Origin of the sequence: Yoonia sp. BS5-3 (assembly GCF_038069655.2) — a bacterium.
Classification (GTDB): domain Bacteria; phylum Pseudomonadota; class Alphaproteobacteria; order Rhodobacterales; family Rhodobacteraceae; genus Yoonia; species Yoonia phaeophyticola.
Window position 1 is genome coordinate 2867813 of the sequence record NZ_CP150951.2, and the last position, 18269, is coordinate 2886081.

At 57.2% G+C, this 18269-nt stretch carries 18 protein-coding genes and 1 pseudogene; 8 read left to right on the top strand and 11 right to left on the bottom strand.

Features of this window, described 5'->3' with window-relative positions; all coding sequences use genetic code 11:
- Positions 1–54: 54 nt before the first annotated feature.
- Positions 55–450 carry a peptide-methionine (R)-S-oxide reductase MsrB gene (gene msrB / locus AABB29_RS14580; RefSeq protein WP_341366219.1) on the bottom strand — a complete coding sequence of 132 codons (396 nt, stop codon included), beginning with the start codon at positions 448–450 and terminating at the stop codon, positions 55–57.
- A gap of 74 nt (positions 451–524) precedes the next feature.
- Here msrB and AABB29_RS14585 point away from each other — a divergent pair, with 74 nt between their 5' ends.
- A complete protein-coding gene (locus tag AABB29_RS14585; RefSeq protein ID WP_341366218.1) occupies positions 525–1247 on the top strand; it encodes a GNAT family N-acyltransferase in 723 nt (240 codons plus the stop codon).
- A 127-nt stretch (positions 1248–1374) separates the two neighbouring features.
- Here the strand turns inward: AABB29_RS14585 and AABB29_RS14590 are convergent, their stop codons facing one another.
- Both AABB29_RS14590 and AABB29_RS14595 read right to left on the bottom strand, forming a co-directional pair.
- Positions 1375–3141, bottom strand: coding sequence for a methyl-accepting chemotaxis protein (locus tag AABB29_RS14590; protein ID WP_373636595.1), 1767 nt, complete (start codon positions 3139–3141; stop codon positions 1375–1377).
- 59 nt (positions 3142–3200) lie between these two features.
- Positions 3201–3479 carry a nitrate- and nitrite sensing domain-containing protein gene (locus AABB29_RS14595; RefSeq protein WP_373636596.1) on the bottom strand — a complete coding sequence of 93 codons (279 nt, stop codon included), beginning with the start codon at positions 3477–3479 and terminating at the stop codon, positions 3201–3203.
- A gap of 143 nt (positions 3480–3622) precedes the next feature.
- Between AABB29_RS14595 and AABB29_RS14600 the strand changes: the two genes are divergently transcribed.
- Positions 3623–5434, top strand: coding sequence for an ATP-binding cassette domain-containing protein (locus AABB29_RS14600; RefSeq protein WP_341366215.1), 1812 nt, complete (start codon positions 3623–3625; stop codon positions 5432–5434).
- A 264-nt stretch (positions 5435–5698) separates the two neighbouring features.
- On the opposite strand, the pseudogene AABB29_RS14605 reads toward AABB29_RS14600, so the two are convergent.
- A pseudogene (locus tag AABB29_RS14605) lies at positions 5699–6079 on the bottom strand (GNAT family N-acetyltransferase); the annotation flags it as partial.
- A gap of 80 nt (positions 6080–6159) precedes the next feature.
- Positions 6160–7182 (bottom strand): ketol-acid reductoisomerase, encoded by a 1023-nt coding sequence (gene ilvC, locus AABB29_RS14610; RefSeq protein ID WP_341366214.1) that lies wholly within the window; start codon positions 7180–7182, stop codon positions 6160–6162.
- A 133-nt stretch (positions 7183–7315) separates the two neighbouring features.
- On the opposite strand from ilvC, the gene AABB29_RS14615 reads away from it, so the two are divergent.
- The 4 genes from AABB29_RS14615 to AABB29_RS14630 all read left to right on the top strand — a co-directional run bounded on the left by AABB29_RS14615 (position 7316) and on the right by AABB29_RS14630 (position 10314).
- Positions 7316–7771: an Lrp/AsnC family transcriptional regulator gene (locus AABB29_RS14615; RefSeq protein ID WP_341366213.1), complete on the top strand. Its 456-nt coding sequence runs from the start codon at positions 7316–7318 to the stop codon at positions 7769–7771.
- Positions 7768–8226: an Lrp/AsnC family transcriptional regulator gene (locus AABB29_RS14620; protein ID WP_341366212.1), complete on the top strand. Its 459-nt coding sequence runs from the start codon at positions 7768–7770 to the stop codon at positions 8224–8226. The genes AABB29_RS14615 and AABB29_RS14620 overlap by 4 nt, the downstream gene beginning before the upstream one ends.
- 213 nt (positions 8227–8439) lie before the next feature.
- Entirely contained in the window at positions 8440–9054 is a 615-nt protein-coding gene (locus AABB29_RS14625) for a GGDEF domain-containing protein (RefSeq protein WP_341366211.1), read from the top strand.
- Positions 9055–9186: 132 nt separating this feature from the next.
- Positions 9187–10314, top strand: a complete 1128-nt coding sequence (locus tag AABB29_RS14630) for an aminotransferase class V-fold PLP-dependent enzyme (RefSeq protein WP_341366210.1) — start codon at positions 9187–9189, stop codon at positions 10312–10314.
- Positions 10315–10324: 10 nt separating this feature from the next.
- Here AABB29_RS14630 and AABB29_RS14635 read toward each other — a convergent pair whose 3' ends face one another.
- Both AABB29_RS14635 and AABB29_RS14640 read right to left on the bottom strand, forming a co-directional pair.
- The gene (locus tag AABB29_RS14635; RefSeq protein ID WP_341366209.1) at positions 10325–11515 is read right to left on the bottom strand and encodes an FAD-dependent monooxygenase; all 1191 of its coding nucleotides are present in this window, start codon (positions 11513–11515) and stop codon (positions 10325–10327) included.
- Positions 11516–11553: 38 nt separating this feature from the next.
- Positions 11554–12201 (bottom strand): pyrimidine 5'-nucleotidase, encoded by a 648-nt coding sequence (locus AABB29_RS14640; protein ID WP_341366208.1) that lies wholly within the window; start codon positions 12199–12201, stop codon positions 11554–11556.
- A gap of 100 nt (positions 12202–12301) precedes the next feature.
- On the opposite strand from AABB29_RS14640, the gene AABB29_RS14645 reads away from it, so the two are divergent.
- The gene (locus AABB29_RS14645) at positions 12302–12955 is read left to right on the top strand and encodes a GntR family transcriptional regulator (protein ID WP_341366207.1); all 654 of its coding nucleotides are present in this window, start codon (positions 12302–12304) and stop codon (positions 12953–12955) included.
- Here the strand turns inward: AABB29_RS14645 and AABB29_RS14650 are convergent.
- The gene (locus AABB29_RS14650) at positions 12909–14822 is read right to left on the bottom strand and encodes a glycosyltransferase family 2 protein (protein WP_341366206.1); all 1914 of its coding nucleotides are present in this window, start codon (positions 14820–14822) and stop codon (positions 12909–12911) included. The genes AABB29_RS14645 and AABB29_RS14650 overlap by 47 nt on opposite strands.
- Before the next feature lie 79 nt (positions 14823–14901).
- Positions 14902–16059: a glutamine-hydrolyzing carbamoyl-phosphate synthase small subunit gene (gene carA / locus AABB29_RS14655; RefSeq protein ID WP_341366205.1), complete on the bottom strand. Its 1158-nt coding sequence runs from the start codon at positions 16057–16059 to the stop codon at positions 14902–14904.
- A 174-nt stretch (positions 16060–16233) separates the two neighbouring features.
- On the opposite strand from carA, the gene AABB29_RS14660 reads away from it, so the two are divergent.
- Complete coding sequence (locus tag AABB29_RS14660) at positions 16234–16695, top strand: GatB/YqeY domain-containing protein (RefSeq protein ID WP_341366204.1); 462 nt, start codon at positions 16234–16236, stop codon at positions 16693–16695.
- Positions 16696–16732: 37 nt separating this feature from the next.
- On the opposite strand, the gene AABB29_RS14665 is transcribed toward AABB29_RS14660, so the two are convergent.
- Positions 16733–17224 (bottom strand): DUF2244 domain-containing protein, encoded by a 492-nt coding sequence (locus AABB29_RS14665; protein WP_341366203.1) that lies wholly within the window; start codon positions 17222–17224, stop codon positions 16733–16735.
- Between the two features lie 66 nt (positions 17225–17290).
- Positions 17291–18181 carry a sulfotransferase domain-containing protein gene (locus tag AABB29_RS14670; protein ID WP_341366202.1) on the bottom strand — a complete coding sequence of 297 codons (891 nt, stop codon included), beginning with the start codon at positions 18179–18181 and terminating at the stop codon, positions 17291–17293.
- Positions 18182–18269 lie beyond the last annotated feature (88 nt).

The following is an 18269-nucleotide window of genomic DNA, read 5'->3' on the forward strand; positions in this document are numbered from 1 at the left end:
TTCGACGCGAGGGGGAGGTCCCGGGTCAGGCCCGGGACGGGATGTCGCCCGTCTTTAGCCGTCCTCTGCCTCGAACGCGAGCGCAACCCCGTTGATGCAATACCGCAGCCCTGTGGGCTGTGGCCCGTCTGGAAAGACATGGCCGAGATGCGCATCACAGCGGTTGCAATGCACTTCGGTCCGTTTCATGAAAAAGCTGCGGTCGATGCTTTCGCCCACATTGTCCGGGTTAGCGGGCTGGTAAAAAGACGGCCAGCCTGTCCCGCTTTCGAATTTATGCGCCTGATCGAAGACGGGCATTTCACAGCAAATGCAGTTGTAAGTTCCTGGTTCTTTTGGAAAATCGTCATGGGTGCCTGCGCGCTCTGTCCCATGTTTACGCGTGACCTTATATGCCAGATCAGAGAGCTGCGCGCGCCATTCTGCATCGGTTTTGACAAGTTTTTCCATCTAACTTTGATATCCTTCCGTCGTCCTGCACTCTGACATAGAGTGCAGGTGAGATTTCGCCAAGGTGACCCGTGATGACAATTCCGTTTCAGAAAGGCCGCTATGCCCTGCGCTTTGCTGCCAATGCGGCGGATCGGTTGGCCTGTCAGCGTCTACGTCACGTGTGTTTCTTTGGTCGCCCGGGTGTCGATGAAGATGCGTTTGATGCGCGCGCGCGTCATGTCATGATCACAGATCCTGCGGACCGTCTTGTCGCCACGATGCGTCTGATGGACGGGGCTGATGGCTATACCGCGCAGTTCTACGATCTGACGGGTCTTGCAGAACGCGGTTTGCCAATGCTTGAGATCGGCCGTTTTTGCATTGCGCCCGATGTGCTTGACGCCGATGTGCTGCGGCTCGCCTGGGGCGGATTGACGGGATATGTTGCTGCCCGAGACGTGCAGATGTTGTATGGCTGTGCCAGTTTTTCGGGAACCGATCCTGCGGTTTTTGGGCGCGCGCTAGGCCGTTTGGGCCGCCATCGGGGGCCAAAAGAACTGCGCCCGCCGGCCCGGAATACAGCGTTGCCGCTTGCTGCCCTGTGTCATGGCACAGGCCAAGCTGCGTTGCCGCCATTGCTCCGCACCTATTTGGCGATGGGCGGCTGGGTTGGAGATCATCTTGTGATCGATAGACATATGCAAACCATGCATGTCTTTATGTGCCTTGAGATCGCGCGGGTTCCCGCCGCGCGCGTCCGGGCGTTGCAAGCGGTTGCGTTTGACCCGGTGATTAATGGGCATGGCGCTAGTTGATTTGATTGGGATGCGGTATGTTAGCTGCGATTTGGCGCAGCTTTGCGTGATTGAATGCAGCTAGCGTCTGACAAAACCGACATCTGCATAGGCGCCTGATCAGGCCAATTTGCTGTGCGTCTGGTCGTCAGGCGGCCAGAGTTTGGCGTCCCTGGACATCGCGCGACAGTGTAAATTGTTGGACCGACTGTTCGAGTTGCCCCGCATATTCATTGAGATTTTCGCAGGTCTCTCGGGCCTCTTGGACCATTGTGGCCGTCTTTTGTGTTACCGTATCCACCTGGCCGACGCCCGAGTTGATCCCCTCAAGTTCGGCAGCCTGTTCGACCGAACCTTCAGCCATACTTGAGACGAGGTTCGAGATTTGAGTGACTTGTTCGACGATGGATTTGAGTGCAGATCCGGCTTTGTTCACCAGATCGACGCCGCTGCTCACATGAGCGGCACTTTCGTCGATAAGGGACTTGATTTCCAAGGTCGCCTCGGATGAGCGTTGCGCAAGCGCGCGGACTTCGGATGCGACGACAGCAAAGCCGCGTCCCGCCTCCCCTGCGCGGGCGGCTTCAACACCGGCGTTCAGTGCAAGTAAATTGGTCTGGAAAGCAATATCTTCGATCAGCCCGATGATTTGCGCGATTTGTTCGGACGATCCTGAAATCTCTTGCATGGCGTCAATCGCCCGTTTGACTACCGGGTCACTTTCCAGCGCTTCTGCGCGGGCCGTTTGTGTTGTTTGGCGGACATCACCCGCATCTTTGGCGGAAGATCGGACGCTTGACATAACCTCTTGCAAGGTTGCGGCGGTTTGCTTGACAGTTTTCGCCTGTTCCTCTGCCCGCAAGGAGAGGTCAGCTGACGAATCCCGAAGCGCGTCAGAGCCGGAGCGGATGCTGATTGTCGCATCCGCCACGTCGCAAAGCGCCGAGTTCAGTCTGGCGACAGTCGTGTTGAAATCGCGCCGAAGACCTTCATATTCTTCGGGGAAGGCATCGGCGAAATGCTGAGTCAAATCACCCTCTGACAGCCGGTTTAACCCATTTCGGATGGCCGTCACGACCTGGTCCTGTTCTTGCTTGATCCGCTCTTGATCAGCTTTGAGGTTTTCAGCATTTTTTTGCATTTCAAGTGTGTCTTGCTTGAAGTGATAGATCGCGCGGGCCATCCGGCTCAGCTCATCCTTGCCGTCGATACCATCAATGAAAATCCCGAAATCACCTTTCGTGAATTTATGAATCACGCCAATGAGGTATTTGACGCGGGCGATCATTCTTTCGAAAGAGAACAGGGCGAAAGACAATACGAATAGGGTGGTCAATGAGCCAAAAATTACCAATCGTTGGAAAGAAGCGCCGACCTGTGTTTCGACCTGTGTCGCCAATTGCGTTACGTTATTCACAAGTTTGAGTTCTTCGGCACGCAGCAGGTCGATCCAGGCTGTTGAAATGGCGAACCACTGACCAGCGGTCAGCCCATCAAAATCGCCTGTTTCTGCACCGGTAAAGATCTGTTCGCGTGCGTTTTGAATGGCGTTGTAAGCATCGGATTGCTGTATATTTGCAAGCCATTGGGAATCGTGAAGAATGCTGGCAGCTTCCACAAGCAAGATAGTCTGCGCACCGTTCAGTTGAAGATATCGGTTGTAGACGCTCGTGTTAAAGCCGCCACCCAGACCCGTGGCACCCATGGCGCGTTCCAAACCTGCGGATTCCTTGGCCGATCCGATTAATGCGCGTGCCGTCATTGCAGCGACCATCTGGCCTTCGTCGCTTGCCGTTCCACCCGGGTGCGAAATCTCTAGCAACAGGTTGATGGTCCCGGTGTAGTAACGCACCATTTCCGGCACTGTCAGCGCCAAACGGTCAACGTCCGACCGGATTGTGCGAAGCTGATCCAACCTTGTCCTGATTTCCTGGGTTTCTTGTGGCCATAAATCGGCCAGAATCGAAAGCTCCGTTAAAAAAATGCGACGTTTTCGTCGGTTGCCCTGCGTTGTTCACCCAGTTCTTGTGGGAAGTTACCCCCAGCCGACGAAATGAATCCGGCAGAGTAACCCCGTTCCTTCTGCAATTCATGCACAAGTGATCCAGCAATTGCCCCTTCGGCGACCGTTACGCTGTTGGCATGTGCCTGAGCCAAAAGGGCCCTTTGCGCCCCGACTTTGTCAAACATCAGATACCCGGCCAGTGCAAAAAGAGGCCCGATAACGAGCAGCATAATCAAACGCAGTTTCATGGTTGGGTTCCGGTCTGGTAGCTGAATATTCAGGATGTCTAGCCACAATCTCCTTTCATTTCGTAAACTCGGGATCGGACATCTGATCACCAGGGGATGGATCGACCCTTGCGCCTTGGCTGGCGCTGGCATAGCAGGCGCATATGGCCCGTGCACCTCTTTTACAGCTCTCGCAGATTGCGCTGACATTTGGCGGCGATCCTGTGTTCGAAGATCTTTCATTGATTGTCCAACCGGCGGATCGGGTGGCTTTGGTGGGGCGCAATGGCTCGGGCAAATCGACCTTGATGAAGGTTATGGCCGGGCTGGTTGAGCCAGATACCGGCACCCGCGTGGCCGCCCCTGGTGTGCAGGTCGGCTATATGGAGCAGGACCCCAGCATGGCCGGCTGCGCCACATTGGGTGATTATGCCGCCAGCGGCCTGCCCGCAGAAGAGGCATATAAGGTTGATATGGTTGCCGAGGGCCTGAAATTTGACCCTGGCGGCGATGTTGCCACGGCGTCTGGCGGTGAGCGGCGCCGTGCCGCATTGGCCAAACTGATGGCCGAGGCGCCTGAGCTGATGCTGCTGGATGAGCCGACAAACCATCTGGATATCGAGGCCATCGCCTGGCTCGAACAAGAGTTGAAACAGACCCGCGCGGGCTTTGTGCTGATTTCGCATGACCGTGCATTTTTGCGCGCTTTGACCCGGGCCACCCTATGGATCGACCGCGGGCAGGTCCGCCGCGCCGAGCAGGGGTTTGAGCGCTTTGAGGAATGGCGCGACAAGATCTGGGAAGAGGAAGACCAGCAGCGCCATAAGCTGAACCGCAAAATCAAGGCCGAGGCCCGTTGGGCCGTCGAAGGGATCAGCGCCCGCCGCAAGCGCAATCAGGGCCGCGTGCGCGCCTTGCAGGAATTGCGTGCCGAGCGGGCCGCGCAGATTAAACGCCAGGGCACCGCCGCGCTGTCGTTTGAGGGCGGCCAGGCATCAGGGCGCAAGGTTATTGAAGCTTTTGGCCTGTCCAAGTCATTTGCGGGCAAGCAGATCGTCAAAGGCTTTGATCTGACCGTGCAGCGCGGCGACCGCATTGCTTTGGTTGGCCCCAATGGGGTTGGCAAGACCACCCTGATCAAGATGCTTCTGGGCCAGACCACCCCGGATGCGGGATCGGTCAAATTGGGGACCAATCTGGATATCGCCTTTTTCGATCAGACACGGGCCGCACTGAACGTGGATATGTCGCTTTGGGAAAACCTGGCCAATGATCCCGAACTTGGGGTCTCTGGCAAATCTGATCAGGTCATGGTGCGGGGCAATCCGCGCCATGTGGTCGGCTATCTGAAGGAGTTTCTATTCGATGAGGCCCAGGCCCGCGCGCCTGTTCGTTCACTGTCGGGGGGCGAAAAGGCCCGCCTGCTTTTGGCCCGGCTGATGGCGCGCGAAAGTAATCTTTTGGTGCTTGATGAGCCGACTAATGATCTGGACATCGAAACCCTTGATCTATTGCAGGATATCTTGGGCGAATATGACGGCACGGTGCTGCTGGTCAGTCACGACCGGGATTTTCTGGACCGGGTCGCCACGACCACAATCGCGATGGAGGGCAACGGCCAAGCGGTCGTTTATGCGGGCGGCTGGAGCGATTATCGCGCCCAACGTGGCGGTGATTTCGCCGAGGCCCCCGAGGCGCCCAAACCTGCGCCCAAGAAGGAAAAACAGGCCGAAAAGAAACAGGCCGCATCTGGTTTGTCCTTTACGGAAAGACACCGGCTTGAGGCGCTGCCAGCCGAGATCGATCGGCTGACGGCCGAGATTGCCAAGCTCGAAGAACTGCTGGCCGATCCCGATCTTTTCACACGCGAGCCGGTGAAGTTCCAAAAAGCCACCGACGCGCTTGTCGCGCGGCAAATAGCCCTGGGCGCAGCCGAGGACGAATGGCTGGAGCTGGAGGAAAAGGCGGCCAGTTGAAATCGGTGTTGTTGCCGACGGCGAGGCATTTACGGGACGACGCGGAAGTCGGGCGGACTTGCTCTGACGTGCGACTTGTGGCGTGGTCCACCTGACATGGAAAAACAACAGAAACTTTTCGTGCCAGAAACCTAGACACAATCCGAATGCGATCTGATGGTTCAGCTCTGTCGGTACCATGCTCAGGTACTGTATTCTGTCAGAAATAATTTTGACTTCGATAAGTGTTTTGCCAAGGTAAACCGTTGCGGTCAGGTTGGCCCAATCGTTTTCGTCTGCAAGAGCTTTGACGTGGTTTAACAGGCTTTCACCGATACCATTTCCGCGGTGTCCTTCAACGACATGAATGTCGACAATGTTTACAGGAAATGCCTTGAGTTTAGGGATAGAGTCCCGACGGGAAATCTGAATGTAGCCGACCACTTGATCGCCTTGCATTGCGACGAAAATGACCGGGCTTGTTTTCAGCGGGTGGCCCAAAGGATCCCAGAAAGCGCTTTTGATTGCTGGTGCGCTGAGCGTTTCATAGCTGTTTGTCGGAAAAGCAAACGGTTGCCGCAGTCGGTGTTCCTTGAAGGTCTGTTGACGTAACTCTTCGATCTTTGATTTCAGTGATCGCGGTGCGGGAATGGTTTTGATCGTCATAAAGGTGCTTGATACAAAAATGGCGGACGCTTATTGAAAAGCGTCCGCCACGTGTGATGGGGCAAGACCCATCTTACGGCTTAGTTTTTGGCTTTGTCGACCATCTTACCTTCGGAAATCCAAGGCATCATCGCGCGCAGTTTCGCACCAACCTGTTCGATCTGATGTTCGTCATTTGCCCGGCGGGATGCTTTGATCGTTGGCTGACCCACAGCGTTTTCCAGCATGAAATCACGCACGAACTTGCCGGATTGGATGTCTGCCAGCGCCTCTTTCATCGCCTTCTTGGTCTGCTCATAAGGCAGGATGCGTGGGCCGGTGACATATTGACCATATTCGGCAGTGTTCGAGATCGAGTAATCCATATTCGCAATCCCGCCTTCATAGATCAGGTCCACGATCAGCTTGGTTTCGTGCAGGCATTCGAAATAGGCCATCTCGGGCTCGTAGCCAGCTTCGACCAGTGTTTCAAAGCCCAGACGGATCAGTTCCACGATCCCGCCACACAGCACGGCCTGCTCACCAAAGAGGTCAGTTTCGCATTCCTGACGGAAGTTGGTCTCAATAATGCCCGAGCGTCCGCCGCCGATGGCTGAACAATAGGAGAGGCCGATTTCTTGGGCTTTGCCGGATGCGTCTGTGTCGACCGCGATCAGGCAGGGCACGCCGCCGCCTTTGGTGTATTCGCCGCGCACAGTGTGGCCGGGGCCTTTGGGGGCCATCATGATGACGTCGACGCCGTCTTTTGGCTCAATCAGACCGAAATGAACATTCAAGCCGTGGGCGAAGGCGATCGCTGAACCAGGCTTGATGTTGTCATGGACGTATTTCTTGTAGGTCTCAGCCTGCAGTTCATCGGGCATTGTGAACATGATCAGGTCGCACCATGCGGCGGCCTCTGCGATGCCCATGACCTGCAGGCCTTCAGCTTCGGCTTTGGCCGCGGAGGGCGAGCCTTCGCGCAGGGCGACAACAAGGTTTTTTGCGCCGCTGTCGCGCAGGTTCAGCGCATGGGCGTGGCCTTGGCTGCCATAGCCCAGAATGGCCACTTTTTTGTCTTTGATCAGGTTCACATCGCAATCGCGGTCGTAATAAACGCGCATGGGCTTGGTCCTTTGCTTGGTTGATTTGCGGCGTGTTTAGCGAAGTTTGGCGATGATTGTGAGTGTGAAAATTTGAGTATTTTTGGAAATGTGATGATTGCTATGCGCCGTTTTACGAATTAGTGGTGTTTTCATGCTTGATGATGTTGATCGCCGTATTCTGCGCTTGATGCAAAATGATCCCGCGCAAAGCCTGCCGGACCTGGCCAAGGCAATGGGCATGACGCCTGCGCGTGTGACCCGCCGCGTTGAAAAGCTGCGTACAGATGGCGTGTTGCAGCCTAGCCGTGCGGTGATCAATTGGCGCGCTCTGGGCTTTTCGATTGAGGTGAGCCTGCGCATCACCCTTGATAAGACCCAGCCGCGCGCCTTTGATGAATTTCTGGAAGCCGCCCGTGCGGTCCCGGCGGTCATTGAAATTCAGACATTTCTGGGCCGTGTTGATGTGCGTCTTTCGCTGATTGCCCGGGATCTGCCCGACTATCAGCGCCTTTATCGCGAGGCGATCCTGACCTTGCCCCATATCGCCGATATCGAGGCATTGATGACCGTGGCCAATGTTAAATCAGACGAAAGCCTGCCGATATGACCCTGGATGAGACGGACCGCGCAATCCTGCGCGCATTGGCGCAGAACGCTGATCAATCCACATCGCGGCTTGGGCAGAAACTGGGGCTCAGCCAGCCTGCGACCTGGCGCCGGATCAAGCGCCTGCAAGAGGCGGGCGTGATCGCAGGACGCCGCTTGATGCTGGATAGTGCCAGTCTTGGCTTTGGCGTCACCGTTTTTCTGGGTGTGAAACTGGCCACCAAGGGCCGGGTCAGTCTTGAAGATTTTGAGCGCGCCATTGGCGCGATCCCTGAAGTGCAGACCGTTGAGCATGTGCTGGGTCTTTATGATTACCGTGTCCGGGTCATTGCCCGTGATCTGGCCGATTTCGAACGTGTGCTGCGCCGCCGGATCATGACATTGCCGGGGGTCGGGGATGTTGAGGCCAATGTTCTTCTCAGCGAAGAGCGGTTATCTGGCCCCCTTGAGCAATGAAATAGATTTCCTACACGGCTGCGTTTCGTCTTTTGTGATGTCTTAACCGCACGTCGTTACAACGCCACCATGATCAATTTGCGGCATTTTAAGAATTGCTTGATGGTGACCATCTTAGCTTGCGTTGTCGCTGGGGGCGCAATGGGTGCGTTCGAATTTTTTGTTCATGGTCAGGGTGCAGTTGATCATCAGCATCGTCATCTTGAAACGGCTATGTTTGGTACAACAATTTTCACTCATGTTATTCTAACGGTCCTGGTCGTCGGGCCGGCGGCACTGATTGCCACGACATCGCTCCGGCGCGCGACGTTGATGTCTGATGAATTGTTGCGCCTTGTGAATTCGGACCGTTTGACCGGTGTCGCCACACGCGATTGTTTTTTCTCTGAATTGGCCCAATGTGAGGCATCTTTTGGCGTGTCACTGATGGTCGATATCGATCACTTCAAGCGTATCAATGATACCCATGGTCATTTGGCAGGGGATGAGGTTATCCGGTCCGTTGCCGAACGCCTGCGTCAAAATTTGCGGGAGGGGGACATCATTTGCCGGTTTGGCGGGGAAGAGTTTTTGATTTTTTTGGACCGGGCAGATCACCAACATTCTGTGCAGGTGGCCGAGCGGATGCGATCCAGTGTTGCCGATCAGAAAATCGAGGTTGATGGGGGGGCAGTTTTCGTGACCGTGTCCATTGGTGGGGCATCCAAGGCACAAAATGAAGATATCAATGCGGCAATCAAGGCCGCTGATGATGCGCTGTACTGGGCAAAGGGACTGGGGCGCAATCAGACTTACTTTATGACGGGTGCCCTTGCACGCACAGGCTGAACGATGTCTTTGCGCAACGAATTTTCCAATCGCGCATAGCATTTGGTATTGGCTGGCGTTGTCATGCTGGAATTTACTTTACCGCAATGATGGTGCACGAGTAACCGGCGACGAGGCAAGTAGGAGACGCAAATGGTTGATGCAGTCAGCACTGTTGACCCGGATGGACTAATGGAATTTTCGGTTGTCTTTACCGACCGGTCCTTGAACCATATGTCAAAGGCGTTTCAGGGCGTGATGACCGATATTTCAGCCATGCTGAAAGAGGTCTACAATGCCGATCAGGTGGCGATTGTACCCGGCGGAGGCACCTACGCGATGGAGGCTGTTGCCCGTCAATTTGGCGGCGATGCCCATGCGTTGATCGTGCGGAACGGCTGGTTTTCCTATCGCTGGACCCAGATTTTTGAGGCAGGCCAATTCACTGCCGAAACAACCGTACTGAAGGCACGCCAGACGGGCAATGACAGCCGCGCCCCCTTTGCTCCAGCCCCGATTGAGGACGTGGTTGCAGGCATTCGTGCGGCCAAGCCGGATGTTGTTTTTGCCCCGCATGTGGAAACCTCGGCCGGGATTATTCTGCCGGATGATTATCTTAAAGCCATGGCGGACGCTGCCCATGAGGTTGGGGCGCTGATGGTGCTTGACTGCATTGCCTCGGGCTGTGTTTGGGTGGATATGAAGGACACCGGTGTCGATGTGTTGATCTCGGCGCCGCAAAAGGGGTGGTCTTCCACCCCCTCTGCCGGGCTTGTGATGATGTCTGATCGCGCGGCGGCGCATATGGAAAAGACCAGTGCCAATTCCTTTGCCGTTGATTTGAAGAAATGGCACAGCATCATGCAGGCCTATGAAAATGGCGGGCACGCGTATCATACCACTATGCCCACGGACGGGTTGCGCGCCTTCCGCGATACGATGTTGGAAACACGCGCATTCGGATTTGCCAAGCTGAAGGATGCACAATGGGCCTTGGGTAATGCCGTGCGCAAGGTGCTGGCCGATAAGGGCATTCGTTCGGTTGCTGCTGAAGGGTTCGGCGCGCCGGGTGTCGTCGTCAGCTATACCGATGATCCGGGCGTTCAAAACGGGTCAAAATTCGCGGCAGAAGGCATGCAGATCGCAGCAGGGGTACCGCTGCAATGTGATGAACCCGCCGATTTCCGCACTTTCCGCTTGGGCCTGTTTGGTTTGGACAAGCTTTATGATGTGGATGGCACTTTGGCCCGGCTTGTGCCGGTGCTAGACCGGGTGCTTTAGGGCGATTGCCTTAGCGCGCGCCCAGACCCAGTTCCATCAGGCCGTGCCGCATGGGACTGATGCCAAAGAGCGTCTCAATCCCTTTGCGCCGTAGATCCTGCAATATCGGACTGCCTGCGATCGAAGCACGGTTGAGCGCGTCAATCCCTGCGACGCGCAGCCTGATATCGGGATGGCGCTGGCTTGCATAGGTATCCAGCATCTTTTGGCTGCCCAGCCGTCCGGGGCTGGCAACCGCGAGGTCCAGCAGACATGCCAAATCCTGCAGCGACATATTCAGCCCCTGCGCCCCGATTGGGGGCATCACATGGGCGGCTTCGGATACAAGCGCGCAGCGCGGGCCGGTGATTGTATCGGCGATCTGGCTGATAATGGGCCAAACGCTGCGACCCGTGACAAGCCGAAGCGGGCCGTAGGTGTCGGCGGCGCGTGCTGTTGCAGCGGCCTCAAACGCGGGAGCCGGTAGATCGGCCAGCGCCTGCACTGCGGGCCCGTTATCCATCCAGACAACGGCAGAGCATGGTTTGCCGCAGTGATCGGGCAATGGCACCAGTGTGAAGGGCCCGCCTTGCTTGTGAATTTCGGTGGAAATATTGCGATGCGGGGCGTCATGGGTGACTGCAAAGGTCAGGGCCTTTTGGCCGTAACGCGTTGTTTTCACGCCAATACCAGCGCTTTTGCGCAGGGGTGATGCACGCCCATCGGCCCCGATCACCAGTTTTGCATCCACTTGGGCGCCATTGCTGAGCGTGACGATAGCGGTCTGCGTCCGGGCCAGCATCCGGGCAAAGCCGGTGCCGGGCCGGAAATCGACATTGGGCAGGGCCGTCAGCCGCGCGACCATCTCGCGCCGCAATAGCCAGTTCGGCAGGTTCCAACCAAATGGCAGGTCCGAGATATCAGCGGCGTCAAAGTCGCGGATGACATGCGGCGTCGCGGCGGCATCGATGATCCGCATCACCTGGAGCGGGGTGGCATGTGGGGTGAGGGCGGCCCACAGTCCTGCGCGTTCCAGAAACGTCCGTGCGGGCTGTAAAAACGCGGTTGTGCGCAGATCAGAGCCGGGTGCGTCGGGGCTTGTCACCGGTGCCGCAGGATCGACGATGATGACGGAAAAGCCAGCCGTGCCAAAGGCCGCAGCGGCGGTCAGCCCGGCGACACCGCCGCCTGAAATCAGGATATCTGTGGTTTCACGCTTCATATGCCCCAGATAGGCCTGTTCGGTGCTTGCGAAAAGGGTTAGCGCGCCAGCTGCGACAAGAAAGCCGCCAGATCATCGGTGTGATGATGGATGTGATCGGCCTGAGCCTGCTGCGGGTGCACATGTACCGTGCGCATCCCCAAGGCGTGGGGCACTTTGAGATTGCGCGGCTCATCTTCAAACATGGCGCTGGATTTGGGCATAACCCCATCCTTGGCAAAGACCGTGTCAAAGGCGATCTGGGTCGGTTTTGGTTTGAAATCAGCATGTTCAACCCCGTAAACCGCATCAAATTGCGCGGTCAGGTCGCGGGCGGCCAGGACCCGCTTGGCGTGGTTGCTCGACCCGTTTGTATAGACGATCTTGCGCCCCGGCAGGGCGGTCAGGGCGGTGCGCAGCTGATCACAAGGGGTCAGATGTGAAATGTCGATATCATGCACATCGGCCAGAAAATCATGGGGGTCGATGTCGTAATGTTCCATCAAGCCAACCAGTGTCGACCCGTAGGCCTGCCAATAGTCCTGGCAAAGCGTATAGGCCGCGGGTTGATCCAACCCGGTGATGCGCTGCACATAGGCCGAAAAACGGCTGTCCATAAGGCCGAACAGATCAGCAGATGGCGGATAAAGCGTGTTGTCGAGGTCAAAGACCCAGGTTTTCACATGGGCAAAATATGGTGCGATCATGGGCGCAAGATAGGCGCGGGGGCAGGGGCATGCAATCGCTTTGGCTTGTGGCGCTTGGGGCAGACGCGTATGCTGCGCTGATCACAAGAGGTTCCACGCCATGCAAGACCCCCGTGCCGCGCATAAAGATGCCTATACCCTCATTCTTGAGGCGATTGACAACCACACTTACACCCCCGGGGATCGGTTGGTTGAAAGCGAATTGGCTGAACGTTTCGGCGTCTCGCGCACACCGATCCGCGAGGCATTGCAGCGCCTTGAAACCCAATCGCTGCTGACGCGCGATGGCCGTTCGCTGATCGTCGCTTCGCTTGATCATACGCAATTGTCCGAACTTTACGTGGTGCGCGGCGAGCTTGAAGGGTTGGCGGCCCGGTTGGCGGCCCGCCATGCAGCACCTGAGGAAATCAAAGTGCTGCGCGATATGTTGGAAGAAGATCGCAAGTTGGTAGGAGATCCCGCTGCACTGAGCCGGGCGAACCGCCGCTTTCACAGCCAAATCCACCTTGCTTCGCATAACCGGTTTCTGATGCGCCAACTTGATTTGGTGCACCGGTCCATGGCGCTATTGGCGACTACATCGCTTGCCGCCGAGGGGCGCAGCGCTGAGACGCTGGAAGAACATAGCGTCATCGTTGCCGCGATTGAGGCCGGTGACGGGGACGCGGCAGACAAGGCGCTGCGCGATCATATCTCAGAGGCCTATGTCACCCGTCTAAGACTGGACGCCCAAGCTGTTGAGGCGGCGCAGTAGTTTTGGCGTGCCAGCCCTTTGGCAGCAACACACCATGGGCGGTTTTATCCCAATAAAACGGCCTGCGCGCCAACTCCCAAAGCCCCTTATAGGCGGCCATTGCCCCCAGCGGAAAATAGAATTGCAGGGTGAGCGCCCATTTGATCAGCCAGGGTTTTTCCGCCTTGCGCAGACCTACGATTGCGGCGGCAAATCCCACCAATTCGGACAGTATGAAAAGCCCCGCCAAGGCCCAAAAGCCCCATGACGGCAGCAAGCCGCTGAGCGGATGCGAAAACCCAAAGGGTGAAAGCCAGAAGCTCCATAAAAGGGGCGCCAAGACGAATTGCGATAGCGTGCCCAGAAACAAAAGCTGCACCCCGAAGAACCGCCAGCCGCCCAGATCCTGCCAGAGCGCGCCGGGATCGCGCATATGCACCCCATAGGTGATCGCATATCCCTTGAGCCAGCGAGAGCGCTGTTTGACCCATGGCCAGGCGCGGCCATTTGCCTCTTCCTCGGTGACGGTTTGGATCAATTCGGTGCGATAGCCATGCCGGGCCAGCCGGACCCCAAGATCGGCATCCTCGGTCACGTTATGGGCATCCCATCCGCCCAATTCCTCAATCACGCCACGCCGGAAAAACAGGGTTGTTCCCCCCAGCGGGATGACCAGCCCCAGCCGTTGTAAGCCCGGCAGGATCACCCGAAACCAGCTGGCATATTCGATTGTAAAACAGCGGGTCAGCCAATTGGTGCCCGCGTTGTAATAGTCCAGCGTGCCTTGCAGGCAGGCCACCTCGGGCCCGTGTTTGGCAAAATGGTCCGCAACGATACGCAATTGATCGGGGGCGGGTGCATCTTCGGCATCCCAGATCCCGATGATGCTGCCGCGTGCGAAATCCAACGCGTAATTCAAGGCACGGGGTTTGGTTTTCACGGTCCCTTTGGGCACGACAATTGCGCGCATCCAGGTCGGCAGGGTCGTGCGGCCCAGCGTGGCGCGTGTGGTCGTATCATCCGCCTCAAGCACAAGGCAAATATCCAAAAGCGCCCGGGGGTAATCGAGCGCTTTGAGCCGGGCAAGCAGATGCTCGGCGATGGCGGTTTCATTATAAAGCGGGACGAGCACGCTGATCACAGGCAGGCGGGCGGGGGTGACATTGGGGGCCGGAACGGGGCGTGTGCGCCAGCCGATAAAGGCCGCGACGGCCTTTAATGCGGTGGTCAGCACCAGCGTAATGATGGCCCAGCCGGTCAGCAGGGCGATAAAGGCCTGCGGCGCGAAGATGGATGCCAAAATGGCCGCCAGAAGGATTAAGATACCGACCCAAAGCGCGCGGCCTGGGTTCCAATCGCGGCAGCTTTCTGAAGGCCGGACCTTGGTTTCTGCGGCTTCGACCAGCAGGTCACCGCAAAGCGTATTGATCGAGCGGTACAAATGTTCCCGCGTCGTGACTGCCATGCGAACCGGCCCAAAAATTGCGCGCAATGTGGCGCTGTGTTGGGAAAACCATTCGGGGCGTGTCGTCAGAACAATCGTTTCGCTGCCGATCTGGCGCCAGGGCATGAGCCCGTTGCGCAGGCAGGATTGCGCCCCGTAACGCAGGATCAGGCTAAGATCGGGGCGCTGTTCGACCGGGTTGATCAATTGGGTTCCGGCCCGTTCCGCCAGAAGACCCGCAATTGAAAATTCGGGGACGTCAAAAGTGCGCCACAAAACATCATGAAGCGGCACCGCCTGCCGGCGGGCAATCTGCCGTGCCTCTGCCGCGTCCTGCGGTGTCAGCAGACCGTCATGGATCAGCTCTGTGGTCAGATCATCATGATCGACCACAGGCAACCTGCGCGCATCACCGTCGCTTATCTGATCGCCGAAATGCAACATACGAACCCTAAAACCCAGCCGGCAAAGGATCGTATAGCTTGGTTAAGCAAGAGTTAAACCGCTAGGAGACACTGGTCTTTTAGGAGACACTGGCCTTTTTCGCCTTGTCCATGGCATCGGCAAAGCGCTCAAACAGATAATAGCTGTCTTGTGGGCCGGGGCTTGCCTCGGGATGATATTGCACACTGAAGACTGGACGCCCCTCAAGCCGGATACCGCAATTGCTGCCGTCAAACAAAGACACATGGGTTTCGACTACACCGGCCGGCAGGCTTTGCGCATCCACCGCAAAGCCGTGATTCATTGATGTGATCTCAACCTTGCCGGTTTCCTTGTCTTTGACCGGATGGTTCGCCCCATGGTGGCCGTGGTTCATCTTAACCGTTTTGGCCCCCAGCGCTAGGGCGAGCATTTGGTGCCCCAGGCAAATCCCAAAGACCGGGATATCGGTGTCCAGAACGCCCTTGATCATCGGCACAGCATAAGCGCCCGTTGCCGCCGGGTCGCCAGGACCGTTGGACAGGAAGACCCCATCGGGGTTCAAGGCCAGCACGTCTTCAGCGGTGGCCGTCGCGGGCAGCACAGTGACATCGCATCCGGCACTGGCCAGGCAGCGCAGGATGTTCCGCTTGGCGCCATAATCAATGGCAACGACCTTGAATTTGGGGTCCGTTTGGCGCGGATAGCCATCCGGCCAGGCCCACCGCATTTCATCCCAGTGGTACGACTGGGCGCAGGTGACGTCTTTGGCCAGGTCGAGCCCTTCAAGCCCTTGGAAAGCCCGGGCTTTTTGGACCAGCTTTTCGATGTCGAAATTGCCATCGGGGTCATGGGCAAGCGCCACATGCGGGGCGCCTTGCTGGCGGATCGCGCGGGTCAGACGCCGTGTGTCAACACCGCCCATCCCGATCCGGTCGCGGCTGACCAGCCAGTCCGTCAATTCCTGTGTTGCCCGCCAGTTTGAGGCAAGGGTCGGGTCCCATTTGACGATCATGCCTGCGGCAAACGGATCGGCAGTTTCGTCATCCTCGGGGGTGACACCGGTATTGCCGATATGGGGGAAGGTGAAGGTAACGACCTGTCCGGCATAGGACGGATCGGTCATGATTTCCTGATAGCCGGTCATGGCGGTGTTGAAACACAGCTCAGCCACGGTTTCGCCGGTTGCACCAAAGCCGACCCCATAGAAGATCGTGCCATCCGCGAGGGCCAGACAGGCGGTCGGTTTCTGCGTCATTGCGGGATCCTCAATTTGCCAAATTGGCCCGGGTTTAAGGGGGCTGGCGGGCAGGGTCAAGGCGCAGATGTCTGCCTTGCAAACAAGGCTGACCCGACGCAAGGGGCGCTTGTCACTGGGCGGCGGCACAGGTAAGCTGAGGTTTCGTTTGACGGGACAGAACGGAACAGATCAATGGACATGCGCGACCGGGTCAATGCGGCCCTCAAGGATGCGATGAAGGCGAAAGAGGCTGATCGCCTTTCAACTTTGCGGCTGATCAATGCCGCAATCAAAGACAAGGATATCGCGCTGCGCGGCTCGGATAGCGAGGCAAGCGGTGTCGGCGATGCCGATGTGCTGACGATCATGGGCCGTATGGTCAAACAGCGCCAGGAAAGCGCACGCGCCTATGAAGAGGGCGGGCGGCTGGAACTGGCTGAAAAAGAGTTGGCTGAGATCAAGATCATCGAAGAATTCCTGCCCCGGCAATTGGATGCCGATGAAACCTCGGCTGCTGTTGATACTGCGATTGCGCAGGTTGGCGCATCCAGCATTCGGGATATGGGCAAGGTCATGGCCGCGCTAAAGGGCGAATATACCGGCCGGATGGATTTCGGAAAAGTCGGGCCGATGGTCAAGACAAAGCTGGGGTAAGGTTATGCAAGATGGGTTCAAAGCCTATCTTACGTGGCTAAACGGGTCGTAGCGCCCGTTTGAGATCGTCGTAAAGTGCAAGCCGCTCAGCCGCATCGAGAAACGCGCCGATCTCAACCTCGCGGTCGCCGCCTCGCAAGGTGATATAGTTTTCAACCGGACCGCCTTTGGGGTGCATATGCACGGTCACCCAATACCGATTGGCTTTCCATTCCTGCCGGTCCCCGGTCGGATTATGCCGGACCAGGGCGGCCTGCGTTTCGCCCACGGTAAATTCTTCCAAAATCTCGCCCCTCCGGTAGCTGACATGCAGGGCGAACCACAGGCCGGCGATCATCATCGCAAAAAACGGCAGCAGCGCCCAAAGGACTGCAGTGCCCAGTACAGTGATCAGCGGCAGGCTAACGAGCAGCGCGGTAGCCCCGATGAACAGGACAAAATCCTTGCGCAAAAGCGATCTGTAAGGCCAAAGGCTCAGCTGCCATTGGGGGGCTGCATCCGGCTGTTTCGGTGACCATTCGTAAGGCATACGGGTTCTTACGCCAAAGCAGTAACGCAGGACATGCGTGTTCCTGTCGCGGATGTGGGCTTTACCCTAGGGCGCGATGCCTGTCCCCGACCCGTTTTCCAGCCAATCCCGATCTGAGGCTGTCAGTTGCGCATCCATCATGTGATCATATGCGGTCAGTTCTTGATCGCTCAGCTTGCCGCGCCAGGTCCCGTGTGTGCCACTGTGAAAGAACGCCGAATCCGATTTGAAAAAGCCCCGCCCGCCCGCAGGCGCGTAGCGCGCGGCGTGCTGTTTCATATGGTCAAAGCCAGCGGCCTGCACCAATGCAGCCATTGTGTCTGTGTCATGGGAAACATCCAGCAGGCCCGCGAGTTTGCTGAAAACCCCCGGCAGATCCCGTTTCATATCCGCATAATGTATCAGCGTGACATTGGGCCGCGCATCCCGCGCCTTGGCCGCTTTGTAGTGCCGCAGCAGATGGGCCAGGGGCAGGGCGTCGCAATCATCGCCCGCCGCCTGACCATTGAGAAAATGATGAAATGCGGCGGTGCCTGTTTCATCTGCGGGGTACCAGTTCTTAAATAACGGCATCTGAATATTTGCCACATGCCGCCGAAAGGAAAAATGCGCATCAAGCGGGTGACGAAAGACGCAGATGTAATGCGCCTGTTCATCAATGGGCAAACCGTCCAAAGGTGTATGGCTTTTCATGCTGCGCCGCTCGGACATGGCCGCAAGCCGCCCGGCCAGTTCGGTGATGTCCCTGTGTTTGATATCGACCCAAGGCATGTTGGTTGAAATATCGGGCGCAATATCCGGATCACCCGAAAGCAATAGCGCCACAATCGTTTGCATCCAGGTCGTACCGCATTTGGGCGGCGTCACGACAAACACGTCATCGGGCCGGATGGTGATCTGGTCCCAGCGGCTGCTATCGGTCAGCGGGCCAAGATAGTGTTGTCGGCTTGTCATCATGAAATGCTCCACCTCTTATCGCCCTATAGAAAAGCGGCTGTTGGGGCAAAACGCAACAGTGCGAGGGAGGGGAAAACAAAAAGCCCCG